Here is a 16,186-nt window from a genome sequence, read left to right on the forward strand (position 1 = left end):
TACGGATGTAGTCACAAATGGAAAATGGGATTTAGGCTGGATGCCGATGCGGTCAAGATGATCGTTGACCCGCCGCAGGATGCAACGGGGCTTGCGGATGCAATGCCCCTTTTTTATTTTAATCGTGATTTAATTTGCCGGATGATTGGCGAGTTAAATTACGATTTTGCTTTTGCAGTTTTTGTTGCAGGTTTCTTTTTGGTATTGGTAATTTTCAGCATTGGTTTAAGGAATCTTCCGGTGTGCGAGTGCTCAAGTTGAGCGATTTCCTCCGGTGTTCCGGTTGCAATAATCTGCCCTCCGCCGCTGCCTCCTTCCGGTCCCAGGTCTACAATCCAGTCCGCAGTTTTAATTACATCAAGATTGTGCTCAATGACAACTACAGTGTTTCCATGATCGCGTAACCTGTGCAGTACATTTAGCAATTGCTGGATGTCGTAAAAGTGCAAACCGGTGGTGGGTTCATCGAGAATATAAAGTGTTTTACCAGTGTCGCGTTTGGATAATTCTTTCGCAAGTTTCACCCTCTGCGCTTCACCGCCAGATAGTGTTGTTGCTGATTGCCCCAGTCGAATATAGGACAAGCCTACGTCCATCAATGTTTGCAATTTATTGGCGATGGATGTAACCGGATCAAAAAATTCGCGTGCGTCTTCCACTGTCATATCCAACACCTCATTGATGTTTTTATTTTTATATTTCACATCCAGTGTTTCGCGATTGTAACGTTTGCCTTTGCACACGTCGCACGGAACATAAACATCGGGCAAGAAGTGCATTTCTACTTTTGTGACGCCATCACCCTGGCAGGCTTCACAGCGTCCGCCTTTTACGTTGAAGCTGAAGCGGCCAGGTTGATAGCCGCGTGAGCGGGATTCCTGCGTGGCTGCAAATAATTCCCGGATTGGTGTGAATATACCGGTGTACGTTGCCGGGTTTGAGCGCGGCGTGCGACCGATCGGGCTTTGGTCGATATCCACACATTTATCAAATAAATCCAGTCCCTGAATTTCTTCATATTCAGCTGGATCAAGTGTGGTTGCGCCATTGAGCTCAGTGGCTGCCAATGGATGCAGGGTCGCATTGATAAGCGTGGATTTCCCCGAGCCAGACACACCGGTTACGCAGGTCATCAATCCAACAGGAATTTCCAGCGTAACGTTTTGCAAGTTATTGCCTTTGGCTCCGATCAATCGCAACATTTGTTTCGGGTCTACCGGGTTGCGTTTGGCTGGTACTGCGATTTCTTTGGTACCACTGAGGTATTGGCCTGTGATCGAATTCTTGTTGGCCATAATTGCTTTTACATTTCCTTGTGCGATTACCTGGCCGCCGTGCACGCCAGCACCCGGACCAATATCGATTACATGGTCGGCAAGGCGGATAGCATCCTCATCGTGTTCGACCACAATCACCGTATTGCCGATATCGCGCAAATGGGTGAGTGTCTTCAGTAATCGTTCATTATCGCGTTGATGCAAGCCGATAGAGGGCTCATCAAGGATATACATAACACCAACAAGGCCAGCACCAATTTGGCTGGCAAGACGAATTCGCTGCGCTTCACCACCAGATAAAGTTTCAGCACTACGATTCAATGTCAGGTAATTCAGGCCAACATCGACCAAAAAGCGAAAGCGATCCCGCAGTTCTTTAAGAATCTTATCGGCAATACCTGCCTTGCGACCAGTGAAACTGAGTTTCATGTAGTAAGCATACGCATCCGCTACGGGCATTTCAGTGATCTTGGGTAGCGGGCGTTCATCGATAAACACATTGCGTGCTTCAATGCGCAAACGAGTGCCATCACATTCCGGGCAAGGTTGGGTCGATAGGAATTTAATCAGGTCTTCGCGCACTGAATTGGATTCTGTATCGCGATAACGTCGCTCCATGTTCGGCAAAACGCCTTCGAATGTATGGCTGCGTTTGTACACATCACCGCGATCATTGATGTAATTAAATTCAATCGTTTCATCGCCTGAACCATAAAGTACGGCCTCACGCTGTTTTGCTTTTAGTTTCGACCAGGCGGTATCGACATTGAAGCCATAATGCTTGGCAAGCGATGCCAGCATGTGGAAGTAATAAACATTGCGTTTATCCCAGCCTCGGATAGCCCCGTCGGACAGGCTAAGCGTCGGGTCCTGGATAACTTTATCTTCATCAAAAAATTGATGTACGCCCAAACCATCGCAAGTAGGACAGGCGCCGGCAGGGTTGTTAAACGAGAAGAGACGTGGCTCCAATTCGCTCAGGCTATAATCGCAAATCGGGCAGGCGTGTTTGGAAGAAAAAAGGCGATCTGGTCCTTCGCCATCCATGTAATTAATGCATGCGATACCTTCGGATAAGTTCAGTGCTGTTTCAAATGATTCTGCCAGGCGCAGTTTTAAATCCTCGCGCACTTTAAAGCGGTCGATAACCACTTCAACGGTGTGTTTCTTTTTCTTATCGAGCTTTGGTGTATCGTCCAGGTCGCAAAGGATGCCGTCGATACGTGCGCGGATAAAACCATCGCGCTTCAGTTGCTCAAATACATGCAAATGTTCGCCTTTGCGGTCGCGAATGATCGGCGCGAGCAACATCAGCTTGGTGCCTTCCGGCATCGCTAATACCGTATCTACCATCTCGCTAATAGTCTGCGCAGTGAGTGGTGCCCCATGCTCGGGGCAGCGTGGCTCGCCTACACGGGCGTAAAGCAAACGCAAGTAATCGTAAATTTCGGTGATGGTGCCGACTGTGGAGCGAGGGTTATGCGAGGTAGATTTCTGCTCAATCGAAATCGCGGGGCTCAAGCCTTCCACGTGATCGACATCCGGCTTTTCCATCATTGATAAAAACTGGCGCGCGTAGGTGGATAATGATTCCACATAGCGACGCTGGCCTTCAGCGTATAGGGTGTCGAACGCGAGTGAGGATTTGCCCGAACCGGAAGGGCCGGTAATTACCACAAGTTTGTCGCGCGGAATATCCAGGTCAATATTTTTGAGGTTGTGGGTGCGTGCACCCCTGACAATAATTTTGTCCATCTACTGCGTTCCACCAAGGCTGTTTGGTCAAAGAGGGGCGATTATACGTGAATGCATTTGCCAGCAGATGTCAGTAGTCCAGATTCTTATGCCTGCTGATAAAAACAATTGCCGCAATTTTCGCAATCTTCTTCGGGATTTCTGGTGAGGTGATAGCCCCTATTGGTACACTGTCCGCCCTTTTGATAATAAGTTCCCAAGATTCCCGGCCATGCAACAACCTGATTCCGTTTCTGCTCCTCTGCCATTTGAGCGCAAAGTCGTTTATTCCCTCGCTGCGCTTTACACCTTTCGCATGCTTGGCCTCTTTATGCTGTTGCCGGTATTGGCGGTTTACGGCACTGAATATGCCCATCACAGCCCGTTTTTACTGGGAGTTGCGTTAGGTGCTTATGGATTTAGCCAGGCCCTGTTACAAATCCCTTTTGGCGTCTTGTCGGATCGCATCGGGCGTAAGCCATTAATTTTGATCGGGCTAATTATATTTACGCTCGGTAGTGTGGTAGCCGCGCTTGCGGATTCCGTTTATGGGTTGATCATTGGTCGCTTCTTGCAAGGTGGCGGTGCGATTTCTGCGGTAGTGATGGCATTGCTGACCGACCTAACCTCTGACGAAAACCGCACTAAAGCCATGGCAACCATTGGTGCGTCTATTGGTGTTTCTTTTTCGGTGGCGATGACGGTTGGTCCGCTGTTGGCGAGCTGGGGTGGGGTGGGTGCGATTTTCTGGTTAACCGCCATATTGGGATTGGTCGGGGTTTATATTTTGCTGAAGCTGGTTCCCGACGTGGCTAAAACATCCGTTCCCAAGCGGGAGGCCGTCGCCGTTCCCAATCTGCTGTGGGGCACGCTTAAGCATCCACAATTATTGCGTTTGAATGTGGGGATTTTCGTCCTGCATTTTGTGCTCATGTCCAGCTTTGTTGTGCTGCCATTAGTATTGCAAGATCAACTGAAAATCGCGCGTGAATACCACGGTTTGATTTATTTCCCGCTGCTCGCGTTCGCATTTATGTTGATGCTGCCGTTTGTCATCATCGCCGAAAAACGCCGCAAAATTAAAAGCGTATTTTTGTTGGCTGTTGGTTTGTTATTGATTTCCGAATTGGCGCTGATGCTGGTATCCACGCATTTGATATTGGCACTGCTGGTGTTGTTTGTATTCTTTATCGCCTTCAATGTGCTGGAAGCTACCCAGCCTTCCATGGTCAGCAAAATCGCACCGGCAGGTGCCAAAGGCACTGCAACAGGAATCTATTCAACCTGCCAGGTGCTGGGAGTGTTTGGCGGTGGGGCTTTGGGTGGTTGGCTGTTACAGCATCATGGCATTAACGCCGTGTTCTTGCTCAACAGTGTATTGGTAGTGATCTGGCTGGCAGTGGCCTGGTCGATGAAACCACCGCACTTCCTGGCCAGCGTATTGATTCCATTGCGCGGGCGCGATCACCAGCAAATCGCCGCAAAATTGCGCGCGGTAGACGGCGTAGCCGAAGTGGTTATCGTAACCTCGGAAGACACTGCTTACCTGAAGGTGGACCAGCGGCGGGTGGATCGCAAAACGCTGGCGGCGATAGTCGACCAGGTGTAAAGTGCAAGCCCCTGCAAGGGGATCATCGATTAATCTGAATGCCGCCGGCATGCAAAAAACAGACGGCGGATACACGGTAACTCAAGAGGAATTTATTATGGCTCGCGGTATTAACAAAGTAATTTTGATCGGCAATATCGGGCAGGACCCTGAAGTGAAATATATGCCCTCTGGTGGCGCAGTGACCAATGTTAGCGTCGCAACCTCGGAGACATGGAAGGACAAAAATACCGGCCAGCCACAAGAGCGCACTGAATGGCACCGCGTGGTGTTCTTCAATCGCCTGGGCGAAATCGCCGGCGAGTATTTGCGTAAGGGTAGCAAGGTTTATATCGAAGGTTCATTGCGCACGCGCAAGTGGCAAGCACAAGATGGTTCGGATCGTTACACCACCGAGATTGTCGCCAGCGAAATGCAAATGCTTGATGGTCGTGGAGATAACACCGGTGCAGGCCAGGGTATGGGGGCTGCTGCTGCGATGGGTGCTTTTGACCAAACTCCGCAATACAACAATGGCCCTGACAACGGCGGTTACGGCCAGGGGGGGGGTGGATATAATCAGCCTGCCCAGGGTGGTTACGCACAACAACCGGCACAAGCGAACCGCAATTTCAACCAGGCGCCAAAACCGCAATATAACCAACCACCGGCACAACAACACAATGCGCCCCCGGCAGGTGGTTTTGATTCATTTGATGACGATATTCCGTTCTGATTTTTGCAACAGAAAAATTATTTAAAGCCACGCATTGCGTGGTTTTTTCATTTTTGGGGTAGGAATTTTGCGCATGATAAATGGTTTCGAACACTGGTTGGTTAATACATTCACCAACCATCACGCTAATCCAATAATGTTGCGCGAATCGCTATTATTTTAGGCAGTGCTTCACTAAATGCTTTTACCAGGGCGGGGTCAAAATGTTTGCCGGCTTCCTGCTCGATATAACGCGTTGCCTCTTCAATCGTCCACGCCGTTTTATAGGGGCGAACACTGGTGAGTGCATCAAATACATCGGCGATGGCGACTATGCGTGCTTCGATGGGAATTGTTTCACCAACAAGGCCTTTGGGGTAACCGGAACCATCCCATTTTTCGTGATGGTTAAGCGCGATAATGCGCGCGATTTTTAAGAGATTGGAATTGTCGTCACCAATAATAGTTGCGCCAATTTCCGTATGACTTTTCATGATTTCCCATTCGTCCGGTGTGAGCTTGCCGGGCTTTTGCAAAATGGCATCGGGGATTCCAATTTTTCCGATGTCGTGCATCGGCGCTGCATTTAATAATTCTTCCGCATCGACGGCGTTCATTCCGGCAGCGAGTGCTATTTCCTTTGAGTAATGGCTCATGCGAATAACATGCAAGCCAGTTTCGTTATCTTTGTATTCGGCGGCGCGGCCAAGACGATGGATAACTTGCAAACGCGTCTCACGCAGTGTGTCGATGCTCACCAGCGAAAGTTGTGTTTTAACGCGGGCCAACACAATAGGTGGACTTACGGGTTTGGTAATGTAATCCACACAGCCCGCATGAAAACCTTCGGCTTCATCACGTGTTTCTGCGAGGGCGGTAACAAATATCACTGGAATATGCTGGGTAGTTGAATTGCTTTTAAGTTGCTTGCAGGTTTCCAACCCGGTAATGCCCGGCATCATAATATCCAGCAAAATCAAATCCGGTTTTTCATTGATGGCGAGGCTTAATGCTTTTTCGCCATCGCGCGCAAAGAGTAAACGATAATCCTGCTGCAAGATTTGTTTCAATACTTGCAGGTTAACGGGTTCATCATCCACGAGCAGTAATTTCGGGCGGATATCTTGCTGCGCAAAAATAGAATTTGTTTCAGTCATAGTTACCTCGCAACCCAGTTTGCAGTTTCAATCCACTTGCGTAGCACGGCGGCAGCCGCGTCAAAATCAAATTGCTCCAGAGCTTCATCCAGTGGCGCTAACATCGCGCGTGGAATTATTTTTGCGAGTTGGCGATAACTGTCATCGTCAAAGGTGCCGTGTTGGTAAGCCTGCGCTAATTGTTCCAGTAATTTCACTTCTACGTTGCCAATCAACTGCGCGGCAGAATGTTGTGTGTTGTTTGGATGCGCATTAATTTCAGTGTCAATTTGTGAGAATGCTGTTGCGATATCGCTAAATGCATTCGGTGACATGGGCTCTTCTATTTCAATACGGTTTGCAACACTGGCGAGAAATAATAAGCCGAGGTTTGCTGCGGCGCCTTTGATCCGATGGGCTTCCTGTTTTACATTCTGGTGGTCTGCATTATTGGCAAGCGATAGAAAATATTTGTTATCCGTGCAGAATTGTTTGATGGCTTTCACTAATACAACATGGTCACCCCAGCGCTGCAGGGCATTGTCCCAATCAATAATGATCGGGATATTGGTCGATGTTGACGGGTGCGTTTCAATAGCGGCGCCCAAGCCGAGGCAACGCCCGATTTCATTATGCAGCTCGATTAAATTAATTGGCTTGGAAGCAAAGCCGTTCATACCTGCGGCTTTAGCATCTTTGCGGTCCTGCTCAAGTACACTGGCTGTGAGTGCAATAATGGGTGTTGGTAGTTTGGCGTGTGCAAGTTCCCACTGGCGGATCATTTTGCAGGCTTGCAGTCCGTCTACTTCAGGCATCTGGATATCCATCAAAACAATATCAAATGCTTGTTGCTGGAATCGTTGGCACGCTTCCAGTCCGTTGCTGGCTGTCACCGTGCGATGGCCTTCGCGCGTGAGCATTAATTGCAGCACTTCAATATTTTGCGGCACATCGTCGGCGATCAATATATTTAAAATCGGTAATGAAATTTTTTGTGTGGGTGCGACTTTTTTTTCTGCGTTTGCAGCGGGTAGTGGTAGTGAGACTTCAAAGCAACTGCCTTTGCCGGGCACGCTGGTCGCGTTGATGGTGCCGCCCATCAGTTCCGTGAGTTGCCTTGCGATGGTGGTGCCCAAGCCGGTTCCTCCAAAGCGACGCGCCATAGAGGCATCTGCCTGGGTGAAGGGTGTAAAGATATGCTGGATGCGATCTTCTGCAATTCCGATGCCGGTATCAATGACTTTGAAAACAACATTCGGCCCATCTTCCGCAACGCGCAAGGTGACATCACCTTGTTCGGTAAATTTAACAGCATTGCCTACTAAATTAATTAACACCTGGCGCAGGCGTAATGGATCACCAAGTACATGATCGCGGGTGCCCGGTAAAAAATCGAAAATTAATGCGAGCGATTTTTTATCTGCCTGAATATGCAATTCCTGTAAAATTTGATTGCACAATTCTTTCAGCGAGAACACTTCAAGGTCTAATTCCAGCGCGCCGCGTTCTAGTTTTGCGGTATCCAGAATGTCGTTTAGTAAACTCAATAATGAGCCCGCCGAACGACGCACTGTTTGCAAATGTTTTAGTTGTTCCGGTTGCAGTGGCGAATTAATAAGTACTTCAGTAAAACCAATAATTGCATTCATGGGGGTGCGAATTTCGTGGCTCATATTGGCGAGGAACATGCCTTTTGCCGACGACGCTTTTTCAGCGCGATCCTTGGCGATCATTAAATCGGTTTCCATGGTTTTGCGCTCGGATAAATCCGTAACTAGCTTAACCACCTTCCACGGCTTGCCATCCGCATCGAAAATGGGGTTGTAGGCCGCTTGAATCCAGATTCTTTTGCCATTTTTCCCCAACCGCAAAAATTCGCCGCTTTGAAAATTTCCCTCGCGCAAGCTATCCCAAAAGCTGCCGTCTTCGGCGCTGTCAAGTTCTTCGGGCAAACACAACATGCTGTGATGCTGGCCAAACAATTCTTTTAATTCATAACCGGTGAGCGCCAGGAAATTTTCATTGGCATTGATGATGTTGCCATCCATATCAAATTCGGCCACAGCCATCGCGTGGCTAATAGCATGCACCACGCCTTCAAATTCGGCCGTGCGCAATTTGGATTCGGTGATGTCGATAATTACTCCATCAATCCAGTTCAGATTGCCGTGCTCATCGTAAACACCACTGGCGCTTTCTGAAACCCAGCGTTCAGTTTTATCACGGCAGATAACCCGGTATTCAACAACATAGGATTTTTTATTTTCGAGGGCGGGTTCAAGCTCGCGGGCAACCCTGTCTACATCGTCCGGATGGACAATATCGCCCAGGTTAATTTCACCGGAAAAAAATTTTTCGGTTTCCCAACCGCTGAGCGCGCTTATAGCATCGCTGATAAAAATCACGGCCCAGGGCGGATTGGCCTGCGAGCGAAATGCAACGCCGGGAATGTTGTCAATCAACGTTCGGTATTGCTGTTCGCGTGATGACAATTCGCGTTCCATCGCAATGCGTTCGGTCAAGTCGCTTACAAAGCCGACAAATAATTTTTGCCCGGGAATTTCTGCTTTGCCCACCGCCAGGCGTACGGGAACATGTTTGCCGTCTTTACGCAGCGCTGTGACTTCACGGCCCACGCCAATAATTTTTGCCTGGTGGGTGGTGTGATAATTTGTTAAATATTGATCATGTTCGGAGTGGTAAGGCTCAGGCATTAACTGGTTAATGTTTTTGCCTTTCAGTTCACCGATGGTCCAACCGAATAATTTTTCTGCCGCATGGTTCATGGCGATGATGCTGCCATTACCATCGATAGTGATGATGCCATCTACTGCGGTATCCACAATCGCGCGCAATCGCGATTCGCTTTCCTGCATCTGCGCATATAGCTGGCGATAGCGCAGGATGAGATTGCCGGCGAGCACCAGCAAACTAATCGCAACAGTGGTTACACCGATGGTAATCGCGAGAAAGTTGCGGTTGCTGTCAGTGGTGAAATCATTGTCCGGTGTGCCGATAAAGCGTGCGGCGGCCATACCGGTGTAGTGCATACCCGCAATCGCCAGGCCCATGATGACACCGGCGAGCAGCGTGGCTTGTGTCGAACTGAAGCGGGCGCGATTGCGCAAACCAAAACGAATCCAGAGCGCGAGCATCGCCAGCACAACGGCAACGACAATGGAGGTAATAAACCAGGCGAGGTCGTAGCGCAAAATCGCGTCCATATGCATAGCGGCCATGCCGCTGTAATGCATGGTGCCGATGCCCGATCCCACCAGCACACCACCAATAACCAATTGGCGGCGGGTGATATGTTCATTAGACAGCATCTGCAATGTGACCCAGGATGCAAACACCGAGGGTGCCATGGATAGTACGGTAATTGTGGGGTTGTAGTGCACATGGGTGCCCAGTTCAAACGCCAGCATGCCGATAAAATGCATCGACCAGATGCCGCCACCCAGTGCGAGTGAGCCGGAAACCAGCGCTACCTGATGCAACAGGCGACCTTTGGCCGAGCCGGCCATACCGGCAATTTGCAGTCCCATCATCGAGGAAATAATAGCGACGGCAATGGAAACAAACACCAGCCACGGATTGTGGCTGCCATGGAGTAATAGCGCGGGAGTATCGTTGTCGATAAAGATATTTAGCATGGATCGAGTCGTGTGGTGTCTGCGGTATCCGTACCGTTCAGGCAGGCGAATGCACATCGCGGTAAGTAGGGATTTATAGTATAGAGCCGATTTTTTGCAGTATTGCATTTGTTAACGGCTAAACTTCGTAAAGCGTTTGCTGTTGTTGACGGGCGTGATTAATTGTGACCGTGGGTGTAAGGCTGGGGATGATTGATTATGATGCGCTGCCGGCAGCGGGCAATGCGTTAAATAACGACAATAAAATTACAATTACTATGAGAGGTCCGTTCATGTCATCGACAGTTTTTTTTCATTCGTGCAGAAAAGTTATACAGCAGGCATTGTTCCTCGCTAGCTGTTGTGCTGCATCGATAACCTTTACCGCAATGTCCTTCGCTGCGGATAAACCTGCCTCTACCGAATTAAAACCGGCAACAACAATTAAATTCTGGAATGGCAATAAAACCGCGTCGCGCCAGCAATACGAGCGAGAAATCCTCGATGCGACGCTGGGCGCAACCGAAGCCACAAAAGGCCCATACACCATCGTGGAGAGCCGCGAGGATTATCCGCTCGCCGAAGATGAGGCCAGTGTATTTCGCAGCAAGGGCTTCGATATTTTTGGCACTGTAGCGGGCAATCAAAAATTAGCCCGCGAACAAAAAATCCTGATTCCCCTGCCGTTGATGAAAGGTATTTTGGGCTACCGGATTTTGATTATCCGCAACGCTGACGCCGCAAAGTTTGCCGCGATTAAATCGGCTGCTGATTTGAAAAAGTTGCGCATGGGAATTCCCGATACCTGGGCCGATGCCGGATTGTTTCGTCACAACGGTTATCCGGTAGTTGAAAAGGGTAGCTTTGATGATTTATTCCAGCGTTTGGAAGCTAACGAATTTGATTATGTAACCTTTGGCGCAAATGAAGTGACCAGCGTATTTACCGGGCGTGCGGCGAAATCCGGCAAGTTGATCATCGAACCCTCGCTGCTGGTGTATTACCCGTTTCCATTGGTGTTTTATGTGAATCCGCAGCAACCGGCGTTGGCGGATCGTATAACCCATGGCCTGCAAACCATTGGTGCGAACGGTGAGTTGGATAAAATATTTAACCGTTTCTACGGCGATCTGCTCGGCCAATTGCATCTGGCCGAGCGTACACGTATCACCCTTGAAAATCCCATACTGCCAAAAGAAATGGCGGGCTTTAAACCGGCCATCTAGTAAACCTTCCTGATAATTGTCATGCGAACCGAATGACAATCGTGGTTTTACCTGGTGCCTATAGGTCTTTATCCTGTCTTTCGTTGCAGGATAAGGATCAATAGGCCGGGACGATACCGCAGCAGCAAAATGCCCTTAAATTAGTGTCTCTCCCGCTGTGAAACTGCTAGGCTCGCGCTCCGGACTTGCGTGATAATGCGCACGCCTGGACCAAAGTTCCAGATAAAAACCACAAGACAAGGGCAAGTGCACTGTGACTAATAAAGACGAACTTTTATCGCAACTCCGTATTGATCGCGACCAGCCTTATGCGGGCGAAAGCAAAACGCACCTCTGGATCGGTGGTGGTATTGCGATTCTGGCGATAGCCTTCGGCATCAGTTTTCTGTACGAGCCGGACCCGGTAAAGGTCCAGATTGAAATGGCGCGCATGGCCGTGCCGGATTCATCATCCGCCACTGTGCTGGATGCCACTGGTTATGTCGTGGCGCGTCGCATTTCCACGGTATCGTCCAAGGTGACGGGCCGTGTGGCCGAAATTTTCGTTGAAGAAGGCCAGCGCGTTGAAAAAGACCAGGTTGTTGCGCGCCTGGATGATTCCAATACCGCGAAATCGGTGGCGCTAAGTCGGGCTGAACTTCGCTCTGCCAAAACCCTGGTGACAGAAACCCAGGCGCGTTTAACCGAAGCGAAATTAACCCTGGAGCGCAATACTGAATTGGCGCGCCAGCAGTTGGTGAGTGCGGCTGCGCTGGATAAAGCGCGTGCGGATTTCGAATCCCTGCGCGCGCAATTGGAATCGCGTAATGCGGATGTCGAGGTCAGCCAAAAACGTCTCGCATTACAGCAACAAAACCTGGATGACCTGACCTTGCGCGCGCCCTTCACTGGTGTGGTTATCAGCAAGGATTCCCAGCCGGGTGAAATGATTTCCCCGATTTCTGCAGGCGGCGGCTTTACCCGCACCGGTATTTGTACGCTGGTGGATATGTCATCGCTGGAAATTGAAGTGGATGTGAATGAATCCTACATCCAGCGCGTACGCGACGAGCAATTTGTACAGGCGGTGTTGGAAGCTTATCCGGATTGGAAAATCCCCGCGAAAGTAATAGCCATTATTCCCGCGGCAGATCGCCAGAAGGCTACAGTAAAAGTGCGCATTGGCTTCCAGGTTAGCGATCCACGCATCTTGCCGGACATGGGGGTGAAAGTTGCTTTCCTGAATGCTGAGCCGGTTGCGGAAGAAAAACCCAAAGAGCCCTTAGGTGTGCGCGTGCCGATCAGCGCAGTGCGCAATGAAGGCGAAGATAAATTTATTTTTGTAGTAAAAGACGGTGTAGCGGAATTGCGCAAAGTCACCATCAAAGCCAGTTATGGCAATGATATTTATATCGGTAGCGGTTTGCGTCCAGGTGAAGATTTTGTGGTGGAAATTACGCCGGAATTAAAAGACGGCGCCAGAATTGAGCAGTAAGTTATTGCAAAAAAAATCGTGCCTTAATTGTTTGAAGTGTAAAAATTAGCAGCGCGTTGCTGAAAAAGTTAACGCATTAGAAATTGTATCGCAGTCAATATTGAAACCCCCAGCCACCCGTTGGCAGGGGGTTGGATAAGAATAAAAAATCTTTCGTCTTACAGTTTGATGTTTCTGTTTGTTGAATAAAAACGTTTCTTTTTTTCAATGTTTTATGTTTTCAATTCCGTACGTTCCCAATGTCCATGCTGGTCTAACTTCCTGGAGGATCTATGACTGCGCTCGAATCCCAAGTCGTCAACGACGAATTACTCGTACAACTCAAAGGTGTCAGCAAAGCCTATAAAAAGGGTAAAGAGCAAGTCAAAGTGCTTTCTGAGCTGGATCTGGATATCCATCGCGGTGATTTCCTCGCGCTGATGGGGCCTTCGGGTTCGGGAAAAACGACCTTATTAAATTTATTGGGTGGATTGGATTCACCTACTTCCGGTGAATTGATTATTGGTGGCCAGCGCCTGGATAAAATGTCCTCATCACAACTTACCAAATGGCGCGCCCGCCATGTCGGTTTTATTTTTCAATTTTATAATTTGATGCCGGTGCTTACCGCTGAAAAAAATGTGGAGTTGCCGCTGTTACTGACAAACCTCAGTAGCAAGCAGCGCAAACATCATGTTGCCGCTGCATTGGAATTGGTGGGGCTTTCCAATCGCGCCAAACATTATCCAAGCGAATTATCTGGTGGTCAGGAACAGCGTGTAGCGATTGCGCGGGCGTTAGTGAGTGACCCGGATTTGCTGCTGTGTGACGAACCCACGGGTGACCTGGACCGCGCCACCGCCGATGAAATTTTGTCGCTGCTGCAAACGTTAAACCAGCAGCAGAAAAAAACCATCATCATGGTAACCCATGACCCGCGTGCGGCAGACCATGCACGCCATATATTGCATATGGACAAAGGCTCGTTAGTGACTAATGGCAATGCCGGAGGTCACTAATCATGTATTACCTGCAATTTTTATTAAGCAATCTGGGGCGTAAAAAAGCGCGCACAATTTTGACGTTGCTGTCGATCATGATTGCGTTTTTGTTATTTGGATTGTTGCGCAGTTTAGCGGCAGCGTTTGATCAGGGCGCAGAAATCGCGGGCGAAGATCGCCTTATCAGCATCAATAAAATTTCATTGATCCAGCCGCTACCGGAGGCATATCTCGGCAAAGTGCAAGGCATTGAGGGTGTAGATAAAGCCACTTCGGCGAATTGGTTTGGCGGTTATTATCAGGATGCAAAAAACCAGTTCCCGCAATTCCCGGTCATCGCCGATGAGTATTTTGAAATCTATAAGGACATGATCAGCTTGCCGGAAGAACAGCTGCAAGCCTGGAAAAAAAATCGCGTTGGTGTTGTTGTGGGTAAAGGATTGATTGATCGCTTCAAATGGAAAATTGGTGATCGCATTCCATTGATTGGATTGTTCCCGCAAGAAAATGGCAGCACAACCTGGGAATTTGTAATCGAAGGTGTTTACGAAACCAAAAGCAAAAGTGCCGACGTAAATACCATGTTGATCCATTACGATTATTTTGATGAGGCGCGCCAATATGCCAAAGGGACGTTGGGCTGGTTAATTATTCGCGTTAAAGATCCCAAGCAAGCGGCACAGGTTGCTGCCGCCGTTGACGCGATGTTTGCCAATTCTCCGGCAGAAACAAAAACCAGCAGTGAAAAAGAGTTTGCCAAATCGTTTGCCAAACAATTTGGCGATATAGGATTGATCACCACATTAATTTTAGGCGCTGTATTTTTCACCATGTTATTGGTTGCGGGTAATACCATGGCGCAATCCTTTCGCGAACGTATTCCTGAATTGGCGATTCTCAAAACCCTCGGATTTTCTGATGTGGCGGTGATGTTACTGGTATTGGTTGAAGCCATTGTTATTTCGCTGATCGGTGGGCTTGCCGGTTTGTTCCTCGCCAAAATAATTCTGGGCGGCGCGGCGGCATCCATGGCGTCTACATTACCGGGACTGCATTTATCCACCACCATGATGCTGTTTGGTGTGGGGCTGATGTTTTTATTCGGTGTGCTCACCGGCATTATTCCAGCGCTGCAAGGGTTGCAGTTAAACATTGTCGCTGCATTACGGAGACGCTAATTATGTTTAATGGAATTACTCAAATCGTCATCATTACTGTTATGAATTTGCGCAATTTGCCGCAGCGTGTGGGAACATCTTCCGTCGCGGTATTTGGTGTGGCGTGCGTGGTGGGCGTATTTATTGGTGTGCTCTCTATGGCGAGCGGTTTCCAGCGCACTATGGTGAATGCCGGTTCCGATGATGTGTTGATGTTGATGCGTGCCGGTGCCACTACTGAAATGAATAGCGGCCTCGGTTATGATCAAACCCAGCTCATTGCAAATCTGCCGGGCATTGCAAAAAAAGATGGCGTACCACAGAGCTCGCCGGAATTATTTGTGATTGTCGATATCCCCATGCGCAACAAAGACGCCAGCGCGAATGCGCCCTTGCGGGGTGTTGAGCCGTTGGCATTTTCGGTGCGCAAACAATTCAACATAATCGAAGGCAGAAATTTTGAGCCGGGAAAAAATGAATTGATTGTTGGCCGTGGAGCGAAAACCCAGTTTGCGAATTTGAATGTGGGCTCCACCATAAAACTCGGTCAAACAGAATGGAATGTTGTGGGGGTGTTTGAAGCGGGTGGTGGTTTGGCAGAATCAGAAATCTGGTGCGATGCAAAAATTTTGCAAAATGCCTATCGCCGTGGCAACAGTTATCAAATTACGCGCGTGAAACTCGATGATAAAAACGGCCTGGACGCATTTAAAGCGGCTGTTGCGGCAGATCCAAAATTAAATCTGGATGTGAAGCGCGAAACGGATTATCTCTCTCAGCAATCCGAGCCTCTGAGCAAATTTATTAAAGTCATTGGTTATCCATTAGCGATATTGATGGCGCTCGGCGCAATTTTTGGTGCGGTTAATACCATGTACACGTCGGTAGCCAATCGCACCCGTGAAATTGCAACCTTGCGTGCATTGGGTTTTGGTGCAACCCCGGTTGCTATTTCTACGCTGGTGGAGTCGTTGGTGTTAGCTATTATTGGCGGAATAATTGGCTCGGTTATTGTGTATTTCATTTTTAATGGTTACACCGTATCGACACTGAACTTTGCCAGTTTTAGCCAGGTCGTTTTTGATTTCGCAGTGACACCGGATTTATTAGTGCAAGGTGTCATTTTTGCGACTGTGATCGGTTTTATTGGCGGATTTTTTCCTGCTATCCGTGCAGCACGCTTGCCGGTGGCGACAGCGCTACGTGAAGTCTGACTGATCGATTTTCTGTTATAAAAAAACCGCTGCAATGCAGCGGTTTTTTA

General features: G+C 48.8%; 10 protein-coding genes. 7 read left to right on the top strand and 3 right to left on the bottom strand.

Going from position 1 to position 16,186, the window contains the following annotated elements:
* Positions 1-158: 158 nt before the first annotated feature.
* Complete coding sequence (uvrA, locus tag A596_RS02975) at positions 159-3,032, bottom strand: excinuclease ABC subunit UvrA (RefSeq protein ID WP_039912593.1); 2,874 nt, start codon at positions 3,030-3,032, stop codon at positions 159-161.
* Between the two features lie 211 nt (positions 3,033-3,243).
* Here uvrA and A596_RS02980 point away from each other — a divergent pair, with 211 nt between their 5' ends.
* Both A596_RS02980 and ssb read left to right on the top strand, forming a co-directional pair.
* Positions 3,244-4,620: an MFS transporter gene (locus tag A596_RS02980; RefSeq protein WP_052417182.1), complete on the top strand. Its 1,377-nt coding sequence runs from the start codon at positions 3,244-3,246 to the stop codon at positions 4,618-4,620.
* Between the two features lie 97 nt (positions 4,621-4,717).
* Complete coding sequence (gene ssb, locus A596_RS02985) at positions 4,718-5,335, top strand: single-stranded DNA-binding protein (RefSeq protein WP_039912694.1); 618 nt, start codon at positions 4,718-4,720, stop codon at positions 5,333-5,335.
* Between the two features lie 125 nt (positions 5,336-5,460).
* On the opposite strand, the gene A596_RS02990 is transcribed toward ssb, so the two are convergent.
* Complete coding sequence (locus A596_RS02990) at positions 5,461-6,471, bottom strand: response regulator (protein ID WP_039912594.1); 1,011 nt, start codon at positions 6,469-6,471, stop codon at positions 5,461-5,463.
* 2 nt (positions 6,472-6,473) lie between these two features.
* Positions 6,474-10,106: a PAS domain S-box protein gene (locus A596_RS02995; RefSeq protein ID WP_039912595.1), complete on the bottom strand. Its 3,633-nt coding sequence runs from the start codon at positions 10,104-10,106 to the stop codon at positions 6,474-6,476.
* Positions 10,107-10,378: 272 nt separating this feature from the next.
* Between A596_RS02995 and A596_RS03000 the strand changes: the two genes are divergently transcribed.
* The 5 genes from A596_RS03000 (at position 10,379) to A596_RS03020 (ending at position 16,136) form a co-directional block, all read left to right on the top strand.
* Positions 10,379-11,311 carry a substrate-binding periplasmic protein gene (locus A596_RS03000; RefSeq protein ID WP_160280067.1) on the top strand — a complete coding sequence of 311 codons (933 nt, stop codon included), beginning with the start codon at positions 10,379-10,381 and terminating at the stop codon, positions 11,309-11,311.
* Positions 11,312-11,564: 253 nt separating this feature from the next.
* Positions 11,565-12,785: an efflux RND transporter periplasmic adaptor subunit gene (locus A596_RS03005; RefSeq protein ID WP_039912596.1), complete on the top strand. Its 1,221-nt coding sequence runs from the start codon at positions 11,565-11,567 to the stop codon at positions 12,783-12,785.
* 272 nt (positions 12,786-13,057) lie between these two features.
* Positions 13,058-13,783, top strand: coding sequence for an ABC transporter ATP-binding protein (locus tag A596_RS03010; protein ID WP_039912597.1), 726 nt, complete (start codon positions 13,058-13,060; stop codon positions 13,781-13,783).
* Positions 13,784-13,785: 2 nt separating this feature from the next.
* Positions 13,786-14,943: an ABC transporter permease gene (locus tag A596_RS03015; protein WP_039912598.1), complete on the top strand. Its 1,158-nt coding sequence runs from the start codon at positions 13,786-13,788 to the stop codon at positions 14,941-14,943.
* Positions 14,944-14,945: 2 nt separating this feature from the next.
* The gene (locus tag A596_RS03020; RefSeq protein WP_039912599.1) at positions 14,946-16,136 is read left to right on the top strand and encodes an ABC transporter permease; all 1,191 of its coding nucleotides are present in this window, start codon (positions 14,946-14,948) and stop codon (positions 16,134-16,136) included.
* Positions 16,137-16,186 lie beyond the last annotated feature (50 nt).

Origin of the sequence: Cellvibrio mixtus subsp. mixtus J3-8 (assembly GCF_000766945.1) — a bacterium.
GTDB classification, from domain to species: Bacteria; Pseudomonadota; Gammaproteobacteria; order Pseudomonadales; family Cellvibrionaceae; genus Cellvibrio; species Cellvibrio mixtus_A.

Excerpts from the sequence above, each read along its gene's own strand:
- uvrA (WP_039912593.1), bottom strand. The coding sequence starts at position 3,032 with ATGGACAAAATTATTGTCAGGGGTGCACGCACCCACAACCTCAAAAAT.
- A596_RS02980 (WP_052417182.1), top strand. The coding sequence starts at position 3,244 with ATGCAACAACCTGATTCCGTTTCTGCTCCTCTGCCATTTGAGCGCAAA.
- ssb (WP_039912694.1), top strand. The coding sequence starts at position 4,718 with ATGGCTCGCGGTATTAACAAAGTAATTTTGATCGGCAATATCGGGCAG.
- A596_RS02990 (WP_039912594.1), bottom strand. The coding sequence starts at position 6,471 with ATGACTGAAACAAATTCTATTTTTGCGCAGCAAGATATCCGCCCGAAA.
- A596_RS02995 (WP_039912595.1), bottom strand. The coding sequence starts at position 10,106 with ATGCTAAATATCTTTATCGACAACGATACTCCCGCGCTATTACTCCAT.
- A596_RS03000 (WP_160280067.1), top strand. The coding sequence starts at position 10,379 with ATGTCATCGACAGTTTTTTTTCATTCGTGCAGAAAAGTTATACAGCAG.
- A596_RS03010 (WP_039912597.1), top strand. The coding sequence starts at position 13,058 with ATGACTGCGCTCGAATCCCAAGTCGTCAACGACGAATTACTCGTACAA.
- A596_RS03015 (WP_039912598.1), top strand. The coding sequence starts at position 13,786 with ATGTATTACCTGCAATTTTTATTAAGCAATCTGGGGCGTAAAAAAGCG.
- A596_RS03020 (WP_039912599.1), top strand. The coding sequence starts at position 14,946 with ATGTTTAATGGAATTACTCAAATCGTCATCATTACTGTTATGAATTTG.